We start from the raw sequence: 23,344 nt of genomic DNA on the forward strand, positions 1-23,344 counted from the left end.
GCCTACCCCTTGACCACGGCCAGGGGGCGCAGCTTGTTCAGGGGGGTGATCAGGTCCAGTTGTGCATGGATCACCCCGTCAATGTCCTTGTAGGCCTGGGGGGCCTCACCCAGGTCATAGAGGCCCGTTGACTTTCCCCGGCGGAATTTGTTCTTTCTCATTTTATTCCACCGGTCGTAGACAATTCCCTCCATGGCTTTGTCGCAGGCCTCGGGGGTCAGGGTCCGGCTGGCCGCCATCCGCCCCATGGTCCGGCCGGCCCCGTGGGAGCAGGACATGAAGGAATCGGGGTGGCCCAGCCCCTCCACCAGGTAGGAGGGGGTGCCCATGGAGCCGGGAATAATCCCCTTTTCCCCGGGCTTGGCCGAGGTGGCCCCCTTGCGGTGGACCCAGACCGCTTTATCGAAATGGGTTTCCAGGGCCGCATAATTATGGTGGATGTTCACCGGGGCCTCGAATTCAGCGTCCGGAAAGACTGAGGCAAGGGCCTCCATGAACCGGGCCATGATCCGCCGCCGGTTTTCCATGGCATAGGAGAGGGCGAAATTCATGTCCCGGATATAATCCAGGCCCTGGGGGCTGTCCGCAGGGAGAAAGGCCAGGTCCTTTCCCGGTGTCCGGGCATGCCATTGTTCATTGAGGTCCACGGCCACCCCGTTGTAAAACCGGGCGATGACATTGCCCAGGTGGCGGGATCCGGAATGGATCATCAGCCAGACCCTGTCATCGTCCCCGGCCTGGACCTCGATGAAGTGGTTGCCCCCGCCCAGGGTGCCCAGGTTCCGGAGGGCCAGCTTTTTCACATGGGCCGAGAACCAGCCCCGGTCTGAAAAATTATCCATCTCCTCCAGGTTTTCCCAGCTTTGCTTGTCCCGGTGGGCCTTTCCCTCTCCGCAGGGCACGGCCTTTTTGACTTCAATGGTCACCCGGCGCAGGGTTTCCCTGCAGGTTTGCGCCACCGGTATGCTGGTCCGCACCGCCCCCATGCCGCAGCCGATATCCACCCCCACGGCATTGGGGATGACGGCGTTGTCCGCTGCGATCACCCCGCCGATGGGCATGCCGTAGCCGGGGTGGCAGTCGGGCATCAGGGCCACATGGTGCCAGACCACGGGGTGGATGGCCAGGTCGGCGGCCTGGCTCATGGCCAGGTCCTCAACCTCGGCGCACCAGGATTTGACCGGTACCTTGTAATTCTCTTCTTTTTTTATCCATTCCATTATTTGTATTTCCTTTTTATTTTTGTAATTTGATTTCCCACCGGCCTTCCCCGGTCTCCCGGGCCAGGATCTCTATATCCATGAAGGTTCTGATAATATCGATGTTGGTGGTGGTGTGGCGGCTCAGGGGCAGGGTGGCAAAGCCGCCCCCGCCGGCCAGGGCCATGGGAAGGAGCAGCTGGTCGGCCAGGAACCGCCCCACGGGCACCCCGGCCGAAAGATAGGCCCTGGCCTGGCCCGTGCATTGTTTGGCCACCTTTTCAGCACTCACCCCTTTCATGCCGAAGCCGGTGAAGACCTCGGTGATATGCTCGCTTTCAACGGTGAGGGTGAGGATATTGCCCGGGCCCTGGGAGCCCTGGATGCTGTCCACGAGGGTATCCTCCCAGCCCAGCCGTTTTTGCACCACCTTGATTTCCCGCTCCCCGATGGAGGGGGGAAGGTCGGCCACGGCAGCCACGGCCCGTTGGGCCAGGATGGTTCCCCGCTCCGGAATCTCAATGCGTTCCAGGGGGGCCGGGGTGATCTCCACGGCCATTTGGCCGCCCCCTGCCGGATAGAATCCGGGCCGCTCCAGGCGGGCCTTTACACTTGGCCCCATCCGGTTGATGAGCCCCAGAAAGGCCCGGTCGAGGAAGTCAAAGGGCGGGGCAAAGGGGTTGTGGGTGCCCCCCTCCAGAATGACCCGTGAGGGGGCGTCCGCCGTCATCAGGGCCGGCAGCACGGTCTGGAGCACCAGGGTGCAGCTGCCGGCCGTGCCGATGGCAAAAGAATAGTCCCCGGCCCGGACGGGCCCGGGATAAAAGGTGAGTTCCCGGGAACCGATTTGGGCCCCTCCCACCCGGGCGGTCCCGATCCGGGCCGCTGCGTTGACGCAGGTCAGGTGCTGGCGCATCAGGCCGGGCTTGCTCCGTCTGGCCCGGATGTTTTTGATTGTGAATGGCTGCCCTGTCACCAGGGACAGGGCCAGCGAGGTCCTCAATATCTGTCCGCCCCCTTCTCCGTGGGTGCCGTCGATGGTCTTCATGGGTATATTCCTCTGGTTTTACAATAAATTGATAATCCGGTCCCCCAGCCCTTTTTCTCCCAGCACCAGGTTCATTTTTGAATTTGATACGATCTTTTCCAGAATATCAAGTTCTTTCAACCGCATGAGGGTGGGGTTGTTGTCCAGGAGCCGGGCGGTATTGGCCTGGCTTCTCATGGCCGCGGTCTCCTCCCGGCGCATGATCAGATTGGCGTCGGCGGCTTTTTCGGCTTCAATGACCTTATTCATTAATTCCTTCATATCTCCGGGCAGGATGATGTCCCGGATGCCGAAGCGGTTGATCCGGACGCCCAATGCCGGCGCCTTTTTTTCCAGGGCCGATATCAGGCCCCCGGCAAGCTGCGCCTTTTCATTGAGCACCCCGTCCAGATTCCGGGCGGATATTGCGGTACGAAGGGCCAGCTGGGCCTCCCGGTAAAGCGCCTGTACCGTATCTTCCGATGAAGCGACCGACTTCCAGGCGTCAATGATGCAAAAGCCGGCCAGGGCATTGATACGGAGGGATACCTTGTCTGCCGTCATGATTTCCTGGCCGGAGATATCCATGATCCGCTCCCTCATATCCACGGGGTAGAACCTGAGTTGCGCCGCGCCCTTCCAGAAGAGGTGGCGCCCGGGGGACAGGGACTCAACATATTTCCCGTTCCGGGTGTAAACGCAGGTCCATCCGTCGGCCACGTCCACAATGTGCAGGAACCGGCCAACCCCTTCCCACTCGGAAATCCTGTGGGCGGCCCCATGGGTGAACCGGACCTCCCGGGTGTCCAGGATTTCAATTTCAGCGGATTTGAACCCCTGCCAGAGGGCATGGCGGCCGGGTCCGAGGATGCGGTCAAACCGCCCCTCTATCCATACCAATGCCCGCTGGCTGTCCTTGAGGTCCAATACCCGTGCATGGCTGCCCAGGGCCCCGGATTTGACGATGAGGTCCAGCTGGTCATGCTCCAGCCAGGGGCGGCGCATGGACAGGGCTTCAACCCTGGTCCGCCCCAGGGGATCTATAATCCAGTGGCGGCCCCGGCCCAGAAGGCCTTTGAATTCACCGTTTTTAAAGTAAAGCCCTTTTTCCCAGGACCGGATGTATATGGTTTTGATCATACTGCCTCCTTAATGGGCGTTGCCGGGTACAAGGGGAACGCCGGACGGTCCGGCCGCACAATCCATGCGGAGCCGTGCTTGAGTTCGCGGCGTCTCCGGTTTGCCCGCCGGAGGTCCGGCCGGCGCTGATGCCGGCCGGAACCAGGGGCGGGTGCCCCGGTGCTGCCGTGAACGGTATCCGCCTGCTGCATGGCATGGGGGATGTGCTGTCTGTTCCGGTGCCGCGGTATTCACCTACCCGCCGTCCCGGAGAAACGGGCCTTTGCGTCTGCTGCGGCCCCCTTGCACCCTTCAGGTAAAAAAAGATGGAGCAGGAATCGAACCTGCAACAATCGTGTTAACGGCACGATGCTCTACCCATTGAGCTATCCATACCGATGCCGGCCGCAGGTCAGATGCCATGTCCGGTACACAGGGTCTCCAGAGGAGCCTGCGCCGCTGGCCGGGCCGTACCGGCTTCAGTCTCCTTAAATAGCAACGGGTGTGCCGGGACCTGAATAAAATCCGGAAAAAAGATTAAGTGCATAAAAATAAAAGGGATTTTTTTATGGGAGAGGCGATGCTTTGACTTTCTGAAGATTTGCGTATATATAATTTTATATAAAAAAATCTACGGATATAGATATGATTCTATGAAAAAAACAATTGTGATCGGGCTTTTAGGATCCACCCTGGACCGGGGCAAAAAGGCATCCAGGTGGGAGCATTGGCGGCCCAGTGTGGCCCTCTGCCAGCATGAGGAACTGCTCATCCACCGGTTTGACCTGCTCTACCAGAGGCAGTATTTCAGCCTCATGGAGCGGGTGAAGGCGGACATCTCCCTGGTCTCTCCTGAAACCGAGGTGGTGGCCCGCGAGATCGATTTTGAAGACCCCTGGGATTTTGAGGAGGTCTACGGGGGTCTCCACGATTTTGCAAAGGCCTATCCCTTTGACACTGAAAATGAGGATTACCTCATCCATATCACCACCGGCACCCACGTGGCCCAGATCTGCCTCTATCTTTTAAACGAGTCCAATTATCTGCCCGGACGGCTGATCCAGGCCGGGCCGCCGTCGAAAAAAAGAACGGCGGATCCGGTGGGGGAATACCGGATCATCGACCTGGACCTTTCCCGGTATGACCGGATTGCCATGCGGTTCAGGCAGGAACTCCGGGATGATATTTCTTTTCTAAAATCCGGAATAGAAACCCGGAATCCGGCGTTCAACGCCATGATCGGCCAGATTGAACGGGTGGCGGTCCGGTCCGTGGACCCGGTGCTCATCACCGGCCCCACCGGGGCGGGCAAATCCCGGCTGGCCCGCAGGATTTATGAATTGAAGAAATCCCGGCGGCAGATCAGCGGTGCCTTTGTGGAGGTGAACTGTGCCACCCTGAGGGGGGACGGGGCCATGTCCGCCCTGTTCGGCCACAAAAAAGGGGCATTTACCGGGGCCGCCGCCGACCGGCAGGGGCTGTTGAAAACGGCGGACAAGGGCCTGCTTTTTCTGGACGAGGTCGGGGAACTGGGCCTTGACGAGCAGTCCATGCTGTTGCGGGCGGTGGAGGAAAAACGCTTCCTCCCTGTGGGGGCGGACAATGAAACCGGCAGCGATTTCCAGCTCATCTGCGGCACCAACAGGAACCTGCTTGAGGATGTGGGGCAGGGCCGGTTCCGGGAGGACCTGCTGGCCCGGATCAATTTATGGACCTTTGAAATGCCCGGCCTGCGCCACCGCCCGGAGGATATCGCGCCCAACCTCAATTACGAGCTTGACCGGTTTGCCGAAAAGACCAACCGGAGGGTGACCTTCAACAAGGAGGCCCGCAGCTCATTTCTGGACTTTGCCGTCTCCTCCCATGGGGTGTGGCGGGCAAACTTCAGGGACCTTAACGGGGCGGTGACCCGGATGGCCACCCTGGCCCCGGGGGGACGGATTACAAAACCCGTGGTGGCGGAAGAGATCGCCAGGCTCGGGGAGAGATGGACCATAGATGCTTCCGGTCCACGGGGACAGGACATTTTAGTGGATATTTTGGGTCGGGAAAAGGCCGGAGAACTGGACCGGTTCGAGCGGGTCCAGCTGGCGGATGTCCTCCAGGTCTGCCGGGAGGCCAAAACCATTGCCCAGGCCGGGCGGCGGCTCTTTGCCGCTTCCCGCCAGCGGAAGACCCGTCCCAATGATTCGGACCGGCTCAGGAAGTATCTGGCCAAATACCATATCAAATGGGATGAGATCTGCTGACCCGGCGCCGGGATTATTCAATTTCACTGGGTTTGCACAACCGCTTGGATTTCACCGACAGCCGGCCGCATTTTCTGCAGGCGTATTTCAGTTTTTGAAGCTTGGGTTTGCAGATATGCCGGGCATCGGTGGAGGATGCCCCGCAATCCTGGCAGACAAAGGCTTCGGTGATCTCGGACGGGCTGCACAGATGGCCTAGACCATCCACTTCTTTTCCACAGCTTTTACAGGCACGGCGTTTTTTCCCCATGGCATACCTCCCCAAATAAGCGGAATCCTCCAATCAAATCATTCTTTTTAAAAAAATAGGGCTGATTTTTAAAAGTTCAAATTTTCGGGGAGGGTGCCATTATTGTTCAGCTCAACCCGCCCTTTCCGGGGGGGAGGTGTCCTTATCCTGACATCTCTTCAATTTTTTCAGACAGCTCGGGCATGAATTCAAGGATGTCCTCTAGGATCCCGACCTCCGCGACCTGGAATATCGGTGCCTTTGGGTTTTTGTTGACGGCAACGATAAAGGGGTTGCCTTTGACGCCGCCCATGTGCTGGAAGGAACCGGAAATGCCCATGGCCATATAGACCTTGGGCTTTACGGTTTGGCCGGAGGTGCCCACCTGGCGGGATTTTTCCATCCACTTGGCATCAACAATGGGACGGGAGCAGGAAACCACCCCGCCCATGGCAGCGGCCAGTTCCTCGGCCATTTCAATATTCTCTTCATCTTCAATGCCCCGGCCCACGGAAACCAGGATATCGGATTTGGTGATATCCACGTCACCGGTTTCTGCTTCAACGACTTCAATAAATTTTCTGGGGGCGGTGAGATCCCCAACCTCGGCCGATTTATCCATCACACAGCCTTGGGCCGTGGCGGCGTCCACAGGTGCAAAGGCGCCCGGCCTGACCGTCATGACGGCGCCGGCGGAGAGATCAACGGCGGCATGGGTTGAAACGGCCCCGCCAAGTTCCTGCCGAACGGTTTTTAATGTTGTTCCCTCAATTCCTTCAACATCCACGATATCAGCGGCATAGGCCGCATCCATCTTAACGGAAAGCCCGGGGGCCAGGTCCATGCCAAAGGTGTCATGGGGAAAGAGAATAATGGCATCGGCCGGAAGCACCTTGAGCAGTGCTTTCCGTACAATCTCCGCATTGGGATAGGAAAGCGCCCCATGGTCTATTTTGAGTACCTGGGAATAGACCTGGGTCAATTCATTGGCCACCCCGTCAAGGTCCGGGCCGGCGCCTGTAACCACGGCGGTTACGCCGGCGCCGGCATCAATTTTTTCTGCCGCGGACGGATACTCCAGTGCGATGTCGTCTGCACTGCCGTTTTTAAATGGAATATATGCAAAGATTTGTGTCATGATCATAGCCCTCCATTGGCTTTGAGCTTTTCAATCAGCGTTTCGACAATCTCTTCGGTGGATCCTTCCAGCATTTCAGCGCCGCCCCCGGCATCGGGCACAAAATAATCCACCCGTCTGGTTTTCGCGCCGGCCTCTCCCATGCCCGCCGGATCAAGGCCCAGGTCAGCAGCCGATTTTTTGGGAATATCCACCTTGGCCACCTTGCGGATACCCCGGATGCCCACATAACGGGGGTCATTGATCCCGGTCTGGATGGACAGCACGCAGGGGAGCTGGATTTCGTTGATTTCCTGGCTGCCGCCTTCAATCTCCCGGCCGACCCTGATGGTTTTGCCATCAAGGATCTCAATTTTGTTGACCAGAGAGGCATAGGGCAGATCCAGCATGGCTGCCAGCATGCCGCCAACCTGGCCGGCACCTTCATCGGCCTGGGCGCCGGTGAGGATGAGGTCGTAATCGCCCTGCCCGATTTCCGCTTTCAGGATGGCGGCCAGGCCCTGCCCGTCGGATCCTTTAAATGCATCATCGGCCAGCAGCACGCCGTTGTCGGCGCCCATGGCCATTTCCCGGCGCAGGATTTCCTCGTCGTCATCATCGCCCACGGTGACCACCGTTACCCTGCCGCCCAAATCATCAACCATCTGAATGGCTTCTTCGACGGCATAATTATCCCATTCGTTCACCGAATAGACCAGGTCTTCACGGTTGATATCGTTTCCCGCCGGATTGAGTTCAAACTCATTCTCGGCCGCATCCGGGACCCGCTTGATACAGACCAAAATTTCCATTGTTTTCTCCGTTCATTTTAATAATCTTTAAATTTTATCCAGAATGGCCAGGACCTGGGCGCATTTTTCCCGGGCCCTTGTTTCCATGGCCCCTGCCCGGGCCAGGGTCTCGGATTTGAACCTTTCGTCCTCAATATCGGCCATGTTGATTAACACGTTTTGGAAGGCGCCCCAGATGCCCGCTTCCAGCGCCTTTGCGCCGACCTGGACATCGGACTTGGAGGCCGGGTTCCCGTGTTGGGCGGTGATGATCAGCGCGTCCCAGGCCTGGTCCCCCAGGCGCATGGTGTTCAGGGGCACCTGGATGGCGGTCTTCAGCCCGGCCTGCATCCTGGCCCTGCGTTGGGCCTTTTCCGCCTCCGTGTTTTTTGGCATGCGCAGGCCTTCCATATAGTCGTTAAAGGCCGAGGTGTCTTTGTCGATCATGGGGATCAGGGAACGGGTGAGATCGTGGAGGACCGGAATCGCTTCCTGCATTTGGGGTTCCCTGTCCTCGAACTTCCGGACCCCCTGGGTCAGTTTGGCCACCATGGCGGCAAGGCCGGTGCCCATGGCCGCCATGGCCGCCGAAGCCGATCCGCCCCCGGGGGCCGATGTCCGGGCCGCAATTTCTTGGATGAATCCCCTGACGCTCATGGCGGCCAGCGGTTCGTCTGGGGGCTCGGCCACGATGTATTCGATGATTTTTTCGTTGGGATTGAAGGGGGCCACGGAATTGAGGCCCAGCCGCTCAACGGCCAGCCGGATTTTCTGTTCCTCCCGGTAAATGAACAGCCCTTCCTTTTCAATATAGTAGTCCGCCGCCATCATCAGGGAGGCCAGGGGGACAATGCCCACGATTTCAGATCCGGCAACGGCAATGTTCAGCGCCTCCGCCTCTTTTTTCACCTCTTCAAAGAGCCGGTGGATGGGGGTGACATTATAATTGTTCAAATTCACGGTCACCTGGGCCATGCTGTATTCGTCCACAAACCAGCCCATGCCTTTGACATCCTTGAGCCGGCCCGGCTGGTTTTCTCCCCGGCCGGCTTCCCTCAGGTCCAGGGCGATCCTGTGGGCCTGGTTGGCGGTGCCCAGGATGTTGACGTTGTAAGCAATGAGAAACATCCGGGCGCCGGTGGCCGTGGCCCCCCAGGACGGAACAAATTCACAGGGGCCGAAATCAGGGGCCCATTCAGGATCCTTCAGCCGCTCTTCCAGGGCCTCGTATTCCCCTTTCCTGACATCGGGCAGTTTTTTTCGATAGGCTCTGTCAGAGGCCTCTTCATAGAGATAAAAGGGGACATTGAGCTCCTGGGCTGCCCGCCGGGCAAATGTTTTGGAAATGTCGGCGCACTCTTCCATGGTCACATTGGCCACCGGGATGAAGGGGCAGACATCCATGGCGCCGAATCGGGGATGCTCCCCTTTGTGGTGCCGCATGTCGATTTTTTCCCTGGCCACCCGGGCGGCGGCCAGGGCCCCCTCGATGACGGTTTTCTCATCCCCGACAAAGGTGTAGACGGTCCGGTGGGTGGATTTTCCGGGATCCACGTCAAGAAGGGTGACCCCTTCGGTGTTGCGGATGGCCTCGGCAATGGCTTCAATCACCGCCCTGTCACGGCCTTCGCTGAAATTAGGGACACATTCGATAATTTTTTTCATGTTTTAAATTTCCTGTTCCTGGCTGTTGCGCCCCCTTGGCCCGGTTGGAGGCCGGAACCAAAGGGGGCTGTCTTTCAGACGCCGGATTGGGCCGTCCCCCTCCTATTTGATCCTTTCGTTAACAAGGGTGGAGACCAGTTGGTCATCGGCAACGTAAGGAATGGTCACATGGGCCTCTCCCTGGAACATCTCGTTAAAGGCCACGCAGGTCTCCATGGAGTTCTCATTTCTGGCCCAGGAGCGCCGGGCCACCCCGCCCATCACATCCCAGAGCATGGCCCGCTTGATGATGGCATCGATCCTGGCACTGCCGTCAAGGACCAGGCCGAAGCCGCCGTTGACGGCCTTGCCGATGCCGACCCCGCCGCCGTTATGAAGGGCCACAAGGCTCATGCCCCGGGCACAGTTGCCGGCAAAGCACTGGACCGCCATGTCGGCCATGATGTTGGAGCCGTCCTTGATATTGGCGGTTTCCCTGAAGGGGGAATCGGTGCCGCCGGTGTCGTGGTGGTCCCGTCCCAGCATCACGGGGCCGATCTCGCCTTTCCTGACCATGTCGTTAAATTTCAGGGCAATGTTCACCCGCCCCATGGCGTCCTGGTAGAGGATTCTGGCCTGGGTGCCGACAACCAGCCGGTTCTTGTGGGCATCACGGATCCAGATATAATTGTCCCGGTCCTGGAACCTGCGGTCGGGATCGATGCATGCCATGGCGGCCTGGTCGGTTTTGAGCAGGTCTTCCTGGCGGCCGGAGAGGCAGACCCATCTGAAGGGGCCGTAGCCGTAGTCGAACATCAACGGTCCCATGATGTCTTCCACATAGGAGGGGAAGATGAAGCCGTCCATGGTGTTTTTGCCGTTTTTGCAGATTTCGGTGATCCCGGCATCGAAGACGGCGCGCATAAAGGCGTTGCCGTAGTCAAAGAAATAGGTGCCGCGGTCCACCAGGGTCTTGATCAATTGGTAATGGCGGACCAGGGATTCATCCACCTTTTTGGCGAATCCTTCCGGGTCGTCGCTGAGCATCCCGGTCCGCTGTTCAAAGGTCAGTCCCTGGGGGCAGTATCCGCCGCCGTGGGCCACGTGGCAGGAGGTCTGGTCCGAGAGCAGCTCAATGTGGATGTTATGGTCCACGGCATATTTCAGCAGGTCTACCACATTGCCGTGGAAGGCGATGGCCAGGGCCTCTTTGGCCTCAGCCGCCGCCTTTGCCAGTTGGAAACTTTCGGCCGGGGTGGTGGCCACTTTGCTCACCCAGCCCTGGTCAAACCGGGTCTTGATCCTGGACTCATCTACTTCGGCGATAATGCCCACCCCATTGGCGATCTCTATGGCTTTGCCCTGGGCGCCGCTCATGCCGCCCAGTCCTGAGGTCACAAAGAGTTTTCCGGTCAGGTCCCCGTCCTCGGGCACTCCCAGTTCCAGCCGCGCCGCGTTGAGAAGGGTGCCGTAGGTGCCGTGGACAATGCCCTGGGGGCCGATGTACATCCAGCCGCCGGCGGTCATCTGTCCGTAGTTGGCCACACCGAGGGAGATGGCCCGTTCCCAGTTTTCCTGGTCATTGAACAGCCCCACCATCATGGCGTTGGTGATGATGGTCCTGGGTGAGGCGGGGGAGGACTTGAACAGGCCCAGGGGATGGCCGGATTCCACCACCAGGGTCTGGTCTTCGGTCAGGTTTTCCAGGTACCGTCTGATGACATGGTATTGCATCCAGTTCTGGCAGACCTGTCCGGTTTCCCCGTAGGTGACCAGTTCATAGGGATAGAGGGCGATGTCAAAGTCCAGGTTATTGTCGATCATGACCTGGAAGGCTTTTCCCTCGGTGCAGCAGCCCTTGTACTCATCAATGGGCAGGCCTTTGATCCGGCCTGCGGGCCTGAACCTATACCCGTAGATCCGGCCGAAGGTCATGAGTTCGTCCAGAAATTCCGGGGCCATTTTTTCATGCCATTCTTCGGGCAGATACCTTAGGGCATTTTTAAGGGCAAGGGCGATTTCGTCCTTGGTCAGGTGCAGGGGGCGTTTGGGGGCCCTGCGGATACCGGGCTCAAATTCGGGCATCTGGGGAAGTTCGGTAAAAATGTCCTGGAAACGGATGGTCATTGCATTGGAAACATCGATATTTTTCATGGGGTTCATTTCTCCTTATTTTTATATAAAATAACTGAGTAAACACCTTAGTTCTTTCATAATTCGTTGTGGGCAAACCTGGATGAAAGACCAGGTCGGCCCATGGCCGTTAGATGATCTTGTTGGCTGCCAGTTCGTTGATGGACGGATCGTCAAATCCAAGCTCGGTTTTCAACACCTCTCTGGTATGCTCTCCCAGCAGGGGCGAAGGGCCCTGGATGGTCGCCCTGGTCTGGGAGAATTTAACAGGCATGGCGGGCAGTCTTGTGGGGCCTGCCACGGGGTGATCCACATGGACCAGCATTTCCCTGGCTTTGATGTGGTCGCTTTCCGCAATCTGCTGGATATTGTAGATGGGAGATGCGGGCACCCTTGCCTGTTCAAGAACAGTTACCACCTCTTCAACGGCCAGCTTTGTGGACCAGGAATGGATAATTTCCTTGAGGGCCGTATCGTTTTTCCCCCTGATGGTGTCGGTCAAAAAGCGCTGGTCTTCCATGAGGTCGGGCTTGCCCATGGCCTCGCAGAGCCTTGCGAATCCCGTATTGTCATAGGTGGCAATGGTGAAATACCCGTCTTTTGCCTCGAATACGTCATAGGGGTAGCTGGTGGGGTGGCGGGAGCCCATGCGGCCCAGTATTTTTCTGTCATCCCCCAGATAGGAAAACAGGGACATCTCCAGCAGGGAGAAGATGGAATCCACCATGGAGACGTCAATGGACTGCCCCTTTCCGGTTTTTTCCCTGTTGAACAGGGCGGTGACAATGGCAAAAGCCGTGTACAGGGCCGTGGAGGTGTCCCCCAGAGAGACCCCCACCCGGGTGGGTGGGGCCCCTTTCTGGCCGTTGACGCTCATGATGCCCCCCATGGCCTGGGCCACCAGGTCGAATGCGGGGAGATGCTTCATGGGGCTGTCCTGGCCGAACCCGGAAATGGAGGCGTAGATGATCTGGGAATTGATCTCGCAAACCTCAGGGTATGACAGGCCCAGTTTTTCCATGACACCGGGGCGGAAATTTTCCACGATAACGTCTGATTTTTTGATCAGGGATTTGAGCACCTTGATGCCCTGTTTTTCCTTGAGGTTCAGGGTGATGCTTTTTTTACCCCGGTTCAGGGACATGAAGTAGAGGCTCTCCCCGTTGACGGCCGCCGAGGGTTCCCGTGCCCCGTCTCCGCCCATGGGATGTTCCACCTTGATGACCTCTGCCCCCATATCCGCCAGCATGGCCGTGCAGAACGGGCCGCTCAGCACCCGGGTCAGATCCAGGATTTTGATACCTTTTAATGCACTCATAATCACTCCTCCTAAAATTTTGGCAAGGCAGCCAGTGGAAATGCGCTGCCTAGAGGCTTGCTGCCTTAGTTGAGCCGGCCAATCACCCGCTGGCTGATCAGGTCCATCCGGGTGATGCGCCTGCCCAGCAGGGTTCTCAAACATTTCACATCCCGGAAAAAATGCTCCACTGGGAATTCGATCATATACCCGACCCCCCCGTGGATCTGTAGGGCCTCATCGGTGAGGTATTCGGCCAGGGCCTGTGCTGAAAGCTGGGCCGCAATGAGATCCGCCAGCCCCATGCCTTTTCCGTCACAGGCCCGGGCAGCGGCATACAGCGACGCCCTACCTTCCCGGAGCCGGGTGTACATGCCTGCAATTTTCTGGCTGATTCCCTGGAAGGCGGCGATTTTCCGGCGAAACTGCTCCCTCTCCCTGGCATAGGCAATGGCCAGGTCAAAGGCGCCCTGGGCCATGCCCAGGAACATGGCTGAGGTTTTGAGCAAAAGATGATGTTCAAGCATATGCACCGGATTTTTTCCGGTGTCGTTAGAGGAAATCACGGCGCCGGTTGAAAGTGTTGCGGAGTCAAAGCTCACCCTGTTCCAGGTCATCATGTCCATTCCCAGCTTTTTGACGGGGGCTGAAACCTGTATGCCGGGGAGATCTTTGGGGAAGAGGAGCAGCAGCCGTTCTCCCTGGCCCTCTTCGGGGTGGGCCACCGCCAGAAAGAAATCGGCGATTCCCGCATTGACCACCACAGGTGCCTCCCCGGTCAGCACCAGGGTATCCCCCTCCTTGCGGTAACGCACCGGGCCCGGGTCCTGGCCCAGTTCCGGGCAGATCACGGCGGTGACCGACTTGCCCTTGAGCAGGGGGATGTTGAGGGCCTTGATCTGGTCCTTTGTGCCGAACCGGGCCACAATCTCGGCGCCCAGGTCGGTAAAACAGAGGGCCAGCCCCATGGCGGAGTCCCTGCGGCAGAGTTCCTCTGTTACCAGCACACTTTCCATGGCGCCGCATTCCTGTCCCCCTGCCGATTCCGGCCAGGTCAGGCCGATGAGGTCCAGTTTGCATGCGGTTTTAAGTATCTTTTTGGGAAACTGCTGTTTTTCGATGAGGTCCAGGATCTGATCGTCGTCAAATTCACCCCTGGCAAAATCCCGTGCGGCTTTCTGGATAAACGTCTGTTCTTCTGTGAGTTGGAATGTCATGGATCGATCTCCTTTTCCTTATTGGGGCCGCTGGCCGGCGAGCAGTTTACGTCCGATGATAATGCGGTGTATTTCCGCGGTGCCTTCAAAAATCCGTAAAATTCTGGCATCCCGCAGAATCCGCTCCACAATGTTGTCAAAGAGGCAGCCGTCCTTTCCGAAGATTTCCATGGCCTTTTCAACCACCCGGCCCACCATTTCCGAACCGTAGAGTTTGCACATGGCGACTTCCATCTGGGCATCTTCCTTGCAGTCCATCTTGGCTGCGGTTTTGTAGAGCATGGTCCTGGCGGCGTAGAGTTCCGTGGCCATGTCGGCCAGCAGCCATTCAATGGACTGATACCTTGCCAGGGGCTTGTCGTTGAAGGGCTTGGATGCGGCATAGTCCACCGCCATGTCCAACAGCCTTGTGGCGAAGCCCACCGAGGTGGCGGCAACCCCCATCCGCCCTTCGTCAACGGTTTTCAGGGCCACGGTGAGCCCCCGCCCCTCGGTACCGATGAGGTTGCAGGCGGGCACCGGCGTATCCTTGAAAATCACCTCACTTTTGTGGGAGCCCTGCATGCCCATGGACTGGTGGATGTTTCCAATGGAAATGCCCGGGAAATCCTTTTCAACGATGAAGGCGGAAATCCCTCCCCTGGGGCCTTTTTCAGGGTCGGTGACGGCAATGACGATGAATACGTCGGCAATGGGGGCGTTGGTGATAAAATGTTTCATCCCGTTGAGAATGTAGACATCCCCCTTTTTTTCCGCGGTGGTGGTGATGCTGGCGGCATCGGATCCGGCATTGGGCTCGGTGAGGGTAAAGGCGGAGATCCATTCCCCGCTGGCCAGTTTGGGCAGGTATTTTTGCTTTTGTTCTTCGCTTCCGTCCAGAACGATGCTTCTGGAACCCAGCCCGTTATTGAGGCTGATGATGTCCATGAAGGCAAAATGGGTCTTGGCCAGCTCCTCTTCCACCGTGCAAAAGGCGGTTTTACCCATGCCCATCCCCCCGTATTCCTTGGGGATGGTCAGCCCGAAATACCCTTTCTCCCTCATTCTGGCCAGAATATGTTCGGGAATTTGATTGCTGGCTTCAACCTCCTGCTCAAACGGCGCCAATTCTTTTTGCGCGAATTCCCGGATTTCCATTCTGAGCGCTTCCAGTTGATCTGATTGCAAAATGGCCATCTCTGCCTCCTTGAAAACGGTATAAGTTCAATGAAATCAATAGATCAAGATAGTCTATTAACTGTTTATATAAATGCTTATACATTATCTTTAATTAATTCCTTTTGATCTTGTCAATAGTTTTTTTATAAAAAATTGGGGGCCGGGTTTTGAACCCAGTGGAAATGGGGCAATGGTTTATTCAAACCGATGCGTCGGGAAATTAAAAATGGGGTTCAGGCCAGGCCGTTGAGAAAAGAATCAATAAGGCATCGGCCTGGAAAACGTTTTCCAAGCCGATGGGCAGGTCGGTATACAAATGGGCAGGTGGGTCTATAGGGTCCTGGAAAGCCGGGCAAAGGAGGCTGAATCGCCTTTTTCGATGGTCTTTAGCTTGAAATTATTTTTTTGGAATAATTTTAGGATGTTCGAGCTGGAGATGTCCACATCCGCCGTTATTTCAGAGATCCCTTTGCGGTCCAGCTCAAGGCATGTCCGATCCAGCAGTACCTGGATGATGTGGTCTGATACCTGGCCTTTTTCAAGTATTAATGTCAACCGGCCGGTTTTAGCGCTGGCCTCAATGGCCACCACGCTGGCGCCGATGGTTCTCTCCATATGAACCGCCAAAAAGATCGTATGGGTCTGGGATTTATTTACGGCCTCGTCGGTATGGTTTATCCAGTCAAAATCGCTGTTGCGGGTGCCGGGGTTTTCTGCGATCCAGTCAAGGGCCAGGGACATGAGTCCGTCATGGTAGGGTGGTGCATAGGGGATAATCTGGATTTTTTCCAGGAGCCTGTTGAACTGCAGTTTGGTTTCCACAAGGTCCACAAGGTCGATTTGGGCCATTTCCTGTTCCAGCTCTTCCAGAAGTTCAAGGGGCCTCGAGGGTTTGCCGCCGATGGGCGGCAGTTTATGCATGGTTTCCAGAAGCGCCTGCCATACCGGCCGGATTTCATGGAGTTTTTCTTTTCCGGAATCGGTGAGGATGACTTTTTTAAACCGCTTGTCTTCCTTGTCCTGGGCAATCTGCACAAAGCCCTTTTTCTTGAGCGATGTGACGAGCTGGCTGGCCCCAGGGTGGGTAATCTCCAGTTCCTTGGCAATTTTGGAAATGGTCACCTCTCCCTTGCTGCTCAGAAGGTAGAAAACAGGAAACCAGCTGGCCTCGAAGCGAATGCCCTGGTCGGTATAGATTCTTGAAAGATCTGAAAAAAATTTCTCGCTCAACCGCTTCAGCCGTGTGCCGAAGAGAAGCACACCTGTTTTTTGATAAAGGGACATATTAAACCTTTAAGTTAGTATTTATATAACATGTCAACAAAACACAGGTGGGTTTAACTTGGCAAGCAGTTTTTCCCAAATTTTCCCGGGCAGCCGCGGCTGCCCGGGATAGATGGATCTTCTAAAAAATTATGTGTGCGGCAATGGCCACCAGGGGAACAGCCACAATGGTGCGGATAAAGAAAATCGCTACAAGTTCCCACACCGTCAACGGAATGTCTGCTTCCAGCATGGCATTGGCACTTTCTGTGAAAAAGATGACCTGGACCGTGGACAGGGTGCAGACAAAAAACAGGCTCATTGTAGAGACCTTTGCCCCCGAGGCGATAATTATGGGAAGTGCAATTTCAGTGATGGACACAAGAACCGTTGAGCCGATGGCCTTGGCATCGGGAAGCCCCAAAAGCTCAAGTATGGGGCTGACAGGGACGCCCAGCCAGTCAAATACCGGCGTATATTCAGCCAGGATCAGGGCCAGGGTGGCGATTGAGACCACATACCCCACTATTTTCTGGGCGAATTTCACCGCATCCAGTGCCCCCTTGGAAAACATCGCGGGTTTTGCTGCAGCGGCTTTATCCACGGCAATTTCAGCGGCTTCTGAGATTATTTTTTTGCTCAAGGGGACGGGTTTGCGCATCTCATCGGTCTGTTCCCGGCCGTCGATGTACACGTCTCTTTTCGTGGACAGGGGGGGGACCCGGGTGACGATGGCCGCTATGATGAAGGTGACGATAAAGGAGGTGATGATGACATGGGGAAGGTATTCCATGATTCCGCCGATGGAGGTTAACAGCGCGAAAAAGCCGAGGGAGCAAATACTGAAGTTGGTTGCAATGCTTGCCGATTCCCGCTGGGTATAATACCCGTTTTTATAAATCTTGTTGGTGATGAAAATCCCCACAGCGGGGTCTGCGACAAAAGAGGTCACCGCGTCAACGGCAGACCGGCCGGGAAGCCGGTAAACGGGTCTCATCAGGGGGGCCATCAGCGTTCCGACAAATTCCAGGAAACCGAATTCCGTCAAGAACATCACCAGGGTGCCGGCAAAGGAGACGGTTAACAGCACACTGCACCCGATATGAAAGGCCAGTCCCCCGATATCTTTATGGAGAAGCCACTCCGGGCCGATTTTAAAGACGATCATTACACTGAAAACAGCGGCCAGGCCAAAGAAAATCCCGTTTAAGATCCCGTCCTTTTCGTGGTATTTCTTGAACATGGGGATCTGTGTGGTCCTGGAAAGCACCCAGGTGGAAAAGAGCAACAGCACCACGCCTAAAGTCAGGTATTCCAGTCCTTTTCCAAGACTTCCCTTGATAAAATCAATGATCATGATCAAGGGAATTTTTGATTCCCCGGATGCAGTGGAAAAGGGAATAAAAAACAAAATAATTCCCAGCAGGCTTCCTGCAATGGACTTCAGGGCAGCTGTGCCTTTAACGCTTCGGGCTCTGGTCTCGCCTTTTTTTAAAGCTTCTTCCATGTCTCACTAACTCCTTTACGCGATTATGTTGTTAATAATATGGGCCGCGCAATTGAACCAGGACTTTTTCCGGGCAGCAATTTCGCTTCCCTAATTCATGAATACCTCCTGTGGAAACAGCTATTTTAAATATACGAATTTTTTATTAAAAAATTATATTATGTTTTATATAAAGACTTATATATGTGGTTTTTTGTGTTTGTCAAGCTTTTTTATGGATATGGGAATGCGGGATTAACGCAGCCCGTTGTGATGGACGGAATAAGGAGAGGTGACATAGAGATGGCAATTGTGGAATTGAGCAAAAGGATAACAGAGGCCGGCCGTCAATGGCCAGGTGCCTGATGGGCAATGGCATTGGAATCGCCATGGCGCCCTTTGGGGTGGGATCTTAAAAATTCGTTTTCCAATTAAAATTGGGTAATGTCAACTATGGGCAGTTGGGTTGAGTTCTTTATTTCTTTTAATGAAAAACTTGTTTTAACGGAAGTCACCCCCGGTAGTCTTCGAATAACGTTCCTCGATAATTTTTCATAGGATTCCAGGTTTTCGGAAACAACTTGAAGCAGATAATCGGACTCACCCGAAATGTTGTGGCAGAAAAGGACTTCGGGGATATCTTGAATCGCCTGTTCAAAGTCGACTAAAGAGTCATCACTGTGTATGGAGAAGCTGATTTGTACAAATGCGATAACGCCAAAACCCAAGCGCTTGCGGTCCAGGTGGGCATGGTATCCTTTAATAACCCCTTTTTCCTCCAGGCGCTTCTGGCGTCGCCAGCAGGGGCTTTCACTTAAATTAAGCTTGCCAGCCAGTGTTACATTAGATGCCCTTCCATCTTTTTGCAACAAATCAAGCATGGCGCAATCTGTTTCATCGAAAAGCGTATCGTCAGGCAAATTATTCCCCCAATTTGGTTAAATCCGAAAGAATATTCCATTTTTTAGAATGAATCGGGTTCAAAAAGCAAGGACATTTCATTGGGTAACGGGTATTCTATATATAATGTTTTAAGCATTTCAACATAAACATTACCCATCCAAGGAGGGCTTATGGAAACTTTCAATCCCGAACAGGCATTGCTCAATGCACGTAGAGAATTTGGAGAACATGGCGGCGTTGCGCCGTCCATTTCAAGGTCTGCTACTTTTACTGTCATGCATCCGGGGACCATGCCTGAAATTTTCAACGGCCTGAAAGGGCCCGAACAGGGGGGATGTTTTCTCTATAGCCGCCATTTCAATCCCACTGTAGATATTTTGTCTCGTTACCTTGCGGCCATGGAAGGAACGGAGGCTGCCATCTGTACGGCCAGCGGAATGTCTGCCATTTCCTGCGCTATTCTTCAAATATGCAACAGCGGAGATCACATTGTGGCCAGTGAGAGCATTTACGGCGGGACCCATGCCCTTTTTGAATCCCTGTTGCCCCAAATGAATATCAAAACAACTTTTGTGGATATCACAGATATTGAAGCGGTAAAAGCGGCGGTTACTGAAGAAACAAAGGTAATTTATACGGAGACCATGGGGAATCCGACACTTAAAATTGCAGATATACCCACCCTTTCAGACATCGCCCACAAACAGGATGCCAAACTGGTCGTAGACAATACCTTTTCTCCCTTGATTTTCACCCCCAAGAATTCAGGTGCCGATGTCGTCGTCTATTCTTTGACCAAATATATCAATGGGGCAAGTGATTTGATTGCCGGTGCTGTATGTGCGGACAAATCCTTTATCCATGAACTGATGGACCTGCATACGGGAAGGGTAATGTTGCTGGGGCCGACCATGGATCCCCGCGTGGCCTTTGATGTGCTCCAGAGAATCCCCCATCTGCCCATTCGGATGCGCGAGCACAGCAGAAGAGGTATCGCCATGGCCGAAATGCTCAAAAAGATGGGAATCAGGGTCGCCTATCCGGGACTGCCGGATCATCCCCAGTATGAAAAAGCAAATGAACTTGCCAATGAGGGATACGGTCTGGGCGGAATCCTGGCTCTGGACTGCGGGACCAAGGAGAAGGCGGAAGAACTCATGGAGGTGCTTCAGAATGAAGAGTCTTTTGGCATGATTGCCGTTTCCTTGGGATATTTTGATACCCTGATCAGCTGTTCCGGTTCTTCCACCTCGTCTGAAATCAAGATTGAGGATCAGCAAAAAATGGGATTGTCGCCGGGACTTCTCAGGATAGCTCTGGGATTTACCGGGGATCTTAATACCCGCATGGCGCAGATGGAACGGGCAGTAAAAAAAGTATTGGGCGTTTAATAAAAGGGGTGGCCCATGATTGAAAGATTCATCACGGGTCGGCAAATCCAAGGAGTGAATTTATCCACTTTAAAAAAGGTTTTGGTTCCCTGGGGCAGAAATCAAAAAAGGGTTTAGAGAAACTCGCTAAACCCTTGATTTTTATGGTAGGCACGAGCGGACTTGAACCGCTGACTTCTACCGTGTCGATCTGCTCAGGCCGTTTTAGGTTATTGTCTATTATTATACACTGGTGTCTGAAACCCTTCATAAATCGCCTTCTTAATCAACAACGTTCTATTTTGTTATTCGTTATTGTTTTTAAGTTTTGATGATTGTGGTCACAGAATGGTCACAATTCCATAAGCATTTAAGAAGATACCACAGGCAGGGAGATATCCCTGCTTGTGGGAAAGGTTATGATACCATGAGTGAATTTCAAAAAGAGAGGTCTGTCCCCCCAGAGGTGGCAGAAAGGATAAATCAACAAGTTCAAGACCTGATGGCTGCAGAGAGAAGGGAAAAAGAACACCAGCCAAATGAAACCTCCCCCCATCTATATCCTGTCGATCAGGGCATTCATTGCTCAGATTTTAGATCCAAGGGGGGGGATCAGGACACAACAAAATCCCCCGTTATCCGACGAGGCCATACCGTAAATGAAGGGGGGGGAACCGCAGGAGCCGGGCAACCCACAACCCAAGCTCCGACTCAAGTGATAACGATACCAGATTATCATCATCAGCCACGTGTGCCACAGCAGGTGGATGTTTATCAGAGCATCAAAGCTGCTACAAATGAACAGCGGGTTATCAACAATTACCGGTCTGAGTGCGAAAGGACTGAAAAGAATCGTATGAAGGATCACGATGAATATCAAATGCTACAATACGAAAACGAATTAGCACGGCAAGGGCCAATCAAGATAGGTGATAATATTTCCATCCCTGTCAGCTTTCCACTGCATGTACTCCCGGAATTATTTCAGCAACTCATAGTTGAGGTCGCGAATTCTCTTAGTGCCCCTATCGAAGCGGTAGCACCATGTCTATTGGGAGCGATATTCATCGCTGTCCGTGGGAGTTCCTACGTACAAATTAAAAAGGGGTATAAGGAACTTGTGACGGAATATATAGCAGTTGCAATGGGATCTGGAACCAACAAAACTGGGATTGATGGATTCTTTCGAAACATTTTTGAAATGATAGAGGAAGCGTTGCAAGCCGCCCATGACAAAGAGGCTCCAAAATTGAAAGCTAAATTAGTGTTGCTGAAGAAGCGTAAAAAACAGATGGAAAAAGATTTTTTGAAAGAAATGGAGGACGTACCTGAAGATGAACTTGATGAATATTTAGAGATATGTGCAGGGAAGCTCGCACCTTTGGAGAAAGAAATAGCTACAACAATAGTTTGCCCAAGGCTACTCATTGACAATCCCACCCACAAAGCACTGGCGTTATATCTGCAGGAACAAGGTGGTGTCGGTGGATTATTTGAAGATGAACCTGCTATTTGGAAAGATAGGGTCAATGCAAGACAGGACACGATCTTTCTTAAAGGCTACAACGGAAAGTCTTATACAGATGAAACCAGTACCGGTAAATCTGTTAGAATGCCTCGGACATGTTTTACAGCGTTTTCTTTTTTTCAGACAAGAGTTGCTTTAGACTTCTTTTCAAAGCAAGGCCTTAAAGAAGATGGATTGTTGCCCAGGATATTGCCCGTAATTTTACCCAAGTTCAAAGGTGCCCAAGACCCCTACGCACCGACAGTCTCTGAAGCGCTGAATACGGCGTATGAAGATAAAATCCGGAGCATTCTAAAGTTTTCTATGCCTGAGAGATCGGCTACTGATAAAAGGAAAACACACATTTTCAATTTAACTGGAGAAGCGTTTAACATCTGGGCTGACTTTAAGAAAAAGACCAATATAAAAATAACGGAAAAAGATGGGGAATATAAAAACTGTATAGAAATGGCTTCAAAATTAGGTGGGCATGCTGCTCGTTTGGCTGCAGTTGTTAATCTGCTGGAGCATGATAATCCCTGGGAACAACCGATAGGTGCTTCGGCGATGAACGCAGGGGTGGCCATAGCCGAGTTCTTTGCGGAGCATGCTAAGGCCATTTTTAATAAAGAGCAGCTTGATGCCATAGGATATGCCAATAAGATTTTACATTGGCTTGAGTTGCATCCCTGTCGTAAATTTAGACCGAGAAAATGTTATCGTGACATTGGGAATAAATATACCTCTGAGCATTGCACAATCGGGCTTCAACTTTTAGCAGAGCATGGCTATTTAGTCAGATATATAGATTCCAATGACCGCGAGATTGTAATTGTCAACCCTAATCACTTGCACGATGTCCTCAATAAGAAGAATAAAGAGGCAGAAGGCATAAGACGCCCCGCCCCTATCCCTCAGGGGAGTCCTGCTCAAGTATATGGATAATTTTTTATCGTAAGAGTCCATATCTTTAAAATGCGCTGCCTGGGGAAGCCTGGGCAGCGTTTTCTTTGTGTGCCAGGCATGGCGCATTTCTAACGGGTGCAAGTCCCGAACAGGCCGAAATGGTCGGAAATGTATAGCTGAAGGCAAGGGTGTTGTGTGAGGCAGGGGCTGGAGGAAACTGGAGGCAAAATCCGAACCTGACGAATAGAAACCGGATATAAGGCCGATGACCGCAGGGTAATCTGGCAATGGAGGGCAGAGACGCCCTGTAACAACTCGGACGCGGCATTGGCTTCAATTCCCTCAAACTCAAGTTTCTGGGTGCTTTAAAAATGACTTTATTGATATTGACAGTACTGACACCACTGACGGTCGATAGTGTCAGTACTCTGTTCTTGATAAAATCTTAGTATTCTGTTCAGTCCGATATGGGCAATCACGGATTCTGTATTCTCTTACTACTTTCCTTCGATATTTTCATTCTCAACAATTTCACCCTTAAAACATTGGACCTGGAAACTCCCTTCACGCTTCAAAAAGTGGGGGGCAGCCCCGGTGGATTGGCAATACGTTGCTGAGGCAAATCTCAATCCAATATATTTCTGGCATACTCGTCTTCGCTTACGATTGACATATCCATTGACACCTTTCCATCATAGAGCTTAAAATTCAAAAATCATGTATTGACAT

18 protein-coding genes and 1 tRNA gene are annotated in these 23,344 nt (G+C 53.8%); 4 read left to right on the forward strand and 15 right to left on the reverse strand.

What is annotated here, in order from left to right:
* Nucleotides 1–2: 2 nt before the first annotated feature.
* The 3 genes from HUN04_15595 to HUN04_15605 are packed head-to-tail and all read right to left on the reverse strand — an operon-like array spanning nucleotide 3 to nucleotide 3,366.
* Nucleotides 3–1,220 carry an RtcB family protein gene (locus HUN04_15595; GenBank protein ID WDP91041.1) on the reverse strand — a complete coding sequence of 406 codons (1,218 nt, stop codon included), beginning with the start codon at nucleotides 1,218–1,220 and terminating at the stop codon, nucleotides 3–5.
* 16 nt (nucleotides 1,221–1,236) lie between these two features.
* Nucleotides 1,237–2,247, reverse strand: coding sequence for an RNA 3'-terminal phosphate cyclase (locus HUN04_15600; GenBank protein WDP91042.1), 1,011 nt, complete (start codon nucleotides 2,245–2,247; stop codon nucleotides 1,237–1,239).
* An 18-nt stretch (nucleotides 2,248–2,265) separates the two neighbouring features.
* The gene (locus HUN04_15605; protein ID WDP91043.1) at nucleotides 2,266–3,366 is read right to left on the reverse strand and encodes a slipin family protein; all 1,101 of its coding nucleotides are present in this window, start codon (nucleotides 3,364–3,366) and stop codon (nucleotides 2,266–2,268) included.
* A gap of 128 nt (nucleotides 3,367–3,494) precedes the next feature.
* Between HUN04_15605 and HUN04_15610 the strand changes: the two genes are divergently transcribed.
* Nucleotides 3,495–3,665, forward strand: a complete 171-nt coding sequence (locus HUN04_15610) for a hypothetical protein (GenBank protein WDP91044.1) — start codon at nucleotides 3,495–3,497, stop codon at nucleotides 3,663–3,665.
* Nucleotides 3,666–3,668: 3 nt separating this feature from the next.
* Here HUN04_15610 and HUN04_15615 read toward each other — a convergent pair.
* A tRNA-Asn gene (locus tag HUN04_15615) sits at nucleotides 3,669–3,741 on the reverse strand.
* 257 nt (nucleotides 3,742–3,998) lie between these two features.
* Between HUN04_15615 and HUN04_15620 the strand changes: the two genes are divergently transcribed.
* The gene (locus tag HUN04_15620) at nucleotides 3,999–5,594 is read left to right on the forward strand and encodes a sigma 54-interacting transcriptional regulator (protein WDP91045.1); all 1,596 of its coding nucleotides are present in this window, start codon (nucleotides 3,999–4,001) and stop codon (nucleotides 5,592–5,594) included.
* A 13-nt stretch (nucleotides 5,595–5,607) separates the two neighbouring features.
* Here the strand turns inward: HUN04_15620 and HUN04_15625 are convergent, their stop codons facing one another.
* The 11 genes from HUN04_15625 to HUN04_15675 all read right to left on the reverse strand — a co-directional run bounded on the left by HUN04_15625 (nucleotide 5,608) and on the right by HUN04_15675 (nucleotide 18,810).
* Nucleotides 5,608–5,844 carry a hypothetical protein gene (locus tag HUN04_15625; protein WDP91046.1) on the reverse strand — a complete coding sequence of 79 codons (237 nt, stop codon included), beginning with the start codon at nucleotides 5,842–5,844 and terminating at the stop codon, nucleotides 5,608–5,610.
* Between the two features lie 142 nt (nucleotides 5,845–5,986).
* On the reverse strand, nucleotides 5,987–6,961 hold the full coding sequence (locus tag HUN04_15630; protein ID WDP91047.1) for an electron transfer flavoprotein subunit alpha/FixB family protein: 975 nt from the start codon (nucleotides 6,959–6,961) through the stop codon (nucleotides 5,987–5,989).
* 2 nt (nucleotides 6,962–6,963) lie between these two features.
* Nucleotides 6,964–7,752 carry an electron transfer flavoprotein subunit beta/FixA family protein gene (locus HUN04_15635; protein WDP91048.1) on the reverse strand — a complete coding sequence of 263 codons (789 nt, stop codon included), beginning with the start codon at nucleotides 7,750–7,752 and terminating at the stop codon, nucleotides 6,964–6,966.
* Between the two features lie 27 nt (nucleotides 7,753–7,779).
* A complete protein-coding gene (ftcD, locus tag HUN04_15640; GenBank protein ID WDP91049.1) occupies nucleotides 7,780–9,396 on the reverse strand; it encodes a glutamate formimidoyltransferase in 1,617 nt (538 codons plus the stop codon).
* 102 nt (nucleotides 9,397–9,498) lie between these two features.
* Nucleotides 9,499–11,529 (reverse strand): urocanate hydratase, encoded by a 2,031-nt coding sequence (locus HUN04_15645; GenBank protein WDP91050.1) that lies wholly within the window; start codon nucleotides 11,527–11,529, stop codon nucleotides 9,499–9,501.
* A gap of 109 nt (nucleotides 11,530–11,638) precedes the next feature.
* Complete coding sequence (locus HUN04_15650; protein WDP91051.1) at nucleotides 11,639–12,826, reverse strand: CoA transferase; 1,188 nt, start codon at nucleotides 12,824–12,826, stop codon at nucleotides 11,639–11,641.
* Between the two features lie 65 nt (nucleotides 12,827–12,891).
* Nucleotides 12,892–14,022 (reverse strand): acyl-CoA/acyl-ACP dehydrogenase, encoded by a 1,131-nt coding sequence (locus tag HUN04_15655; protein ID WDP91052.1) that lies wholly within the window; start codon nucleotides 14,020–14,022, stop codon nucleotides 12,892–12,894.
* Between the two features lie 18 nt (nucleotides 14,023–14,040).
* On the reverse strand, nucleotides 14,041–15,198 hold the full coding sequence (locus HUN04_15660) for an acyl-CoA dehydrogenase family protein (protein ID WDP91053.1): 1,158 nt from the start codon (nucleotides 15,196–15,198) through the stop codon (nucleotides 14,041–14,043).
* Between the two features lie 312 nt (nucleotides 15,199–15,510).
* The gene (locus HUN04_15665; GenBank protein WDP91054.1) at nucleotides 15,511–16,464 is read right to left on the reverse strand and encodes a MarR family transcriptional regulator; all 954 of its coding nucleotides are present in this window, start codon (nucleotides 16,462–16,464) and stop codon (nucleotides 15,511–15,513) included.
* A 121-nt stretch (nucleotides 16,465–16,585) separates the two neighbouring features.
* Nucleotides 16,586–17,950 carry a YjiH family protein gene (locus tag HUN04_15670; GenBank protein ID WDP91055.1) on the reverse strand — a complete coding sequence of 455 codons (1,365 nt, stop codon included), beginning with the start codon at nucleotides 17,948–17,950 and terminating at the stop codon, nucleotides 16,586–16,588.
* 410 nt (nucleotides 17,951–18,360) lie between these two features.
* On the reverse strand, nucleotides 18,361–18,810 hold the full coding sequence (locus HUN04_15675; protein WDP93310.1) for an Lrp/AsnC family transcriptional regulator: 450 nt from the start codon (nucleotides 18,808–18,810) through the stop codon (nucleotides 18,361–18,363).
* Between the two features lie 192 nt (nucleotides 18,811–19,002).
* On the opposite strand from HUN04_15675, the gene HUN04_15680 reads away from it, so the two are divergent.
* A complete protein-coding gene (locus tag HUN04_15680) occupies nucleotides 19,003–20,223 on the forward strand; it encodes an aminotransferase class I/II-fold pyridoxal phosphate-dependent enzyme (protein ID WDP91056.1) in 1,221 nt (406 codons plus the stop codon).
* A gap of 406 nt (nucleotides 20,224–20,629) precedes the next feature.
* On the forward strand, nucleotides 20,630–22,654 hold the full coding sequence (locus tag HUN04_15685) for a DUF3987 domain-containing protein (GenBank protein ID WDP91057.1): 2,025 nt from the start codon (nucleotides 20,630–20,632) through the stop codon (nucleotides 22,652–22,654).
* The last annotated feature ends 690 nt before the right edge of the window (nucleotides 22,655–23,344 follow it).

This window comes from Desulfobacter sp. (assembly GCA_028768525.1).
Classification (GTDB): domain Bacteria; phylum Desulfobacterota; class Desulfobacteria; order Desulfobacterales; family Desulfobacteraceae; genus Desulfobacter.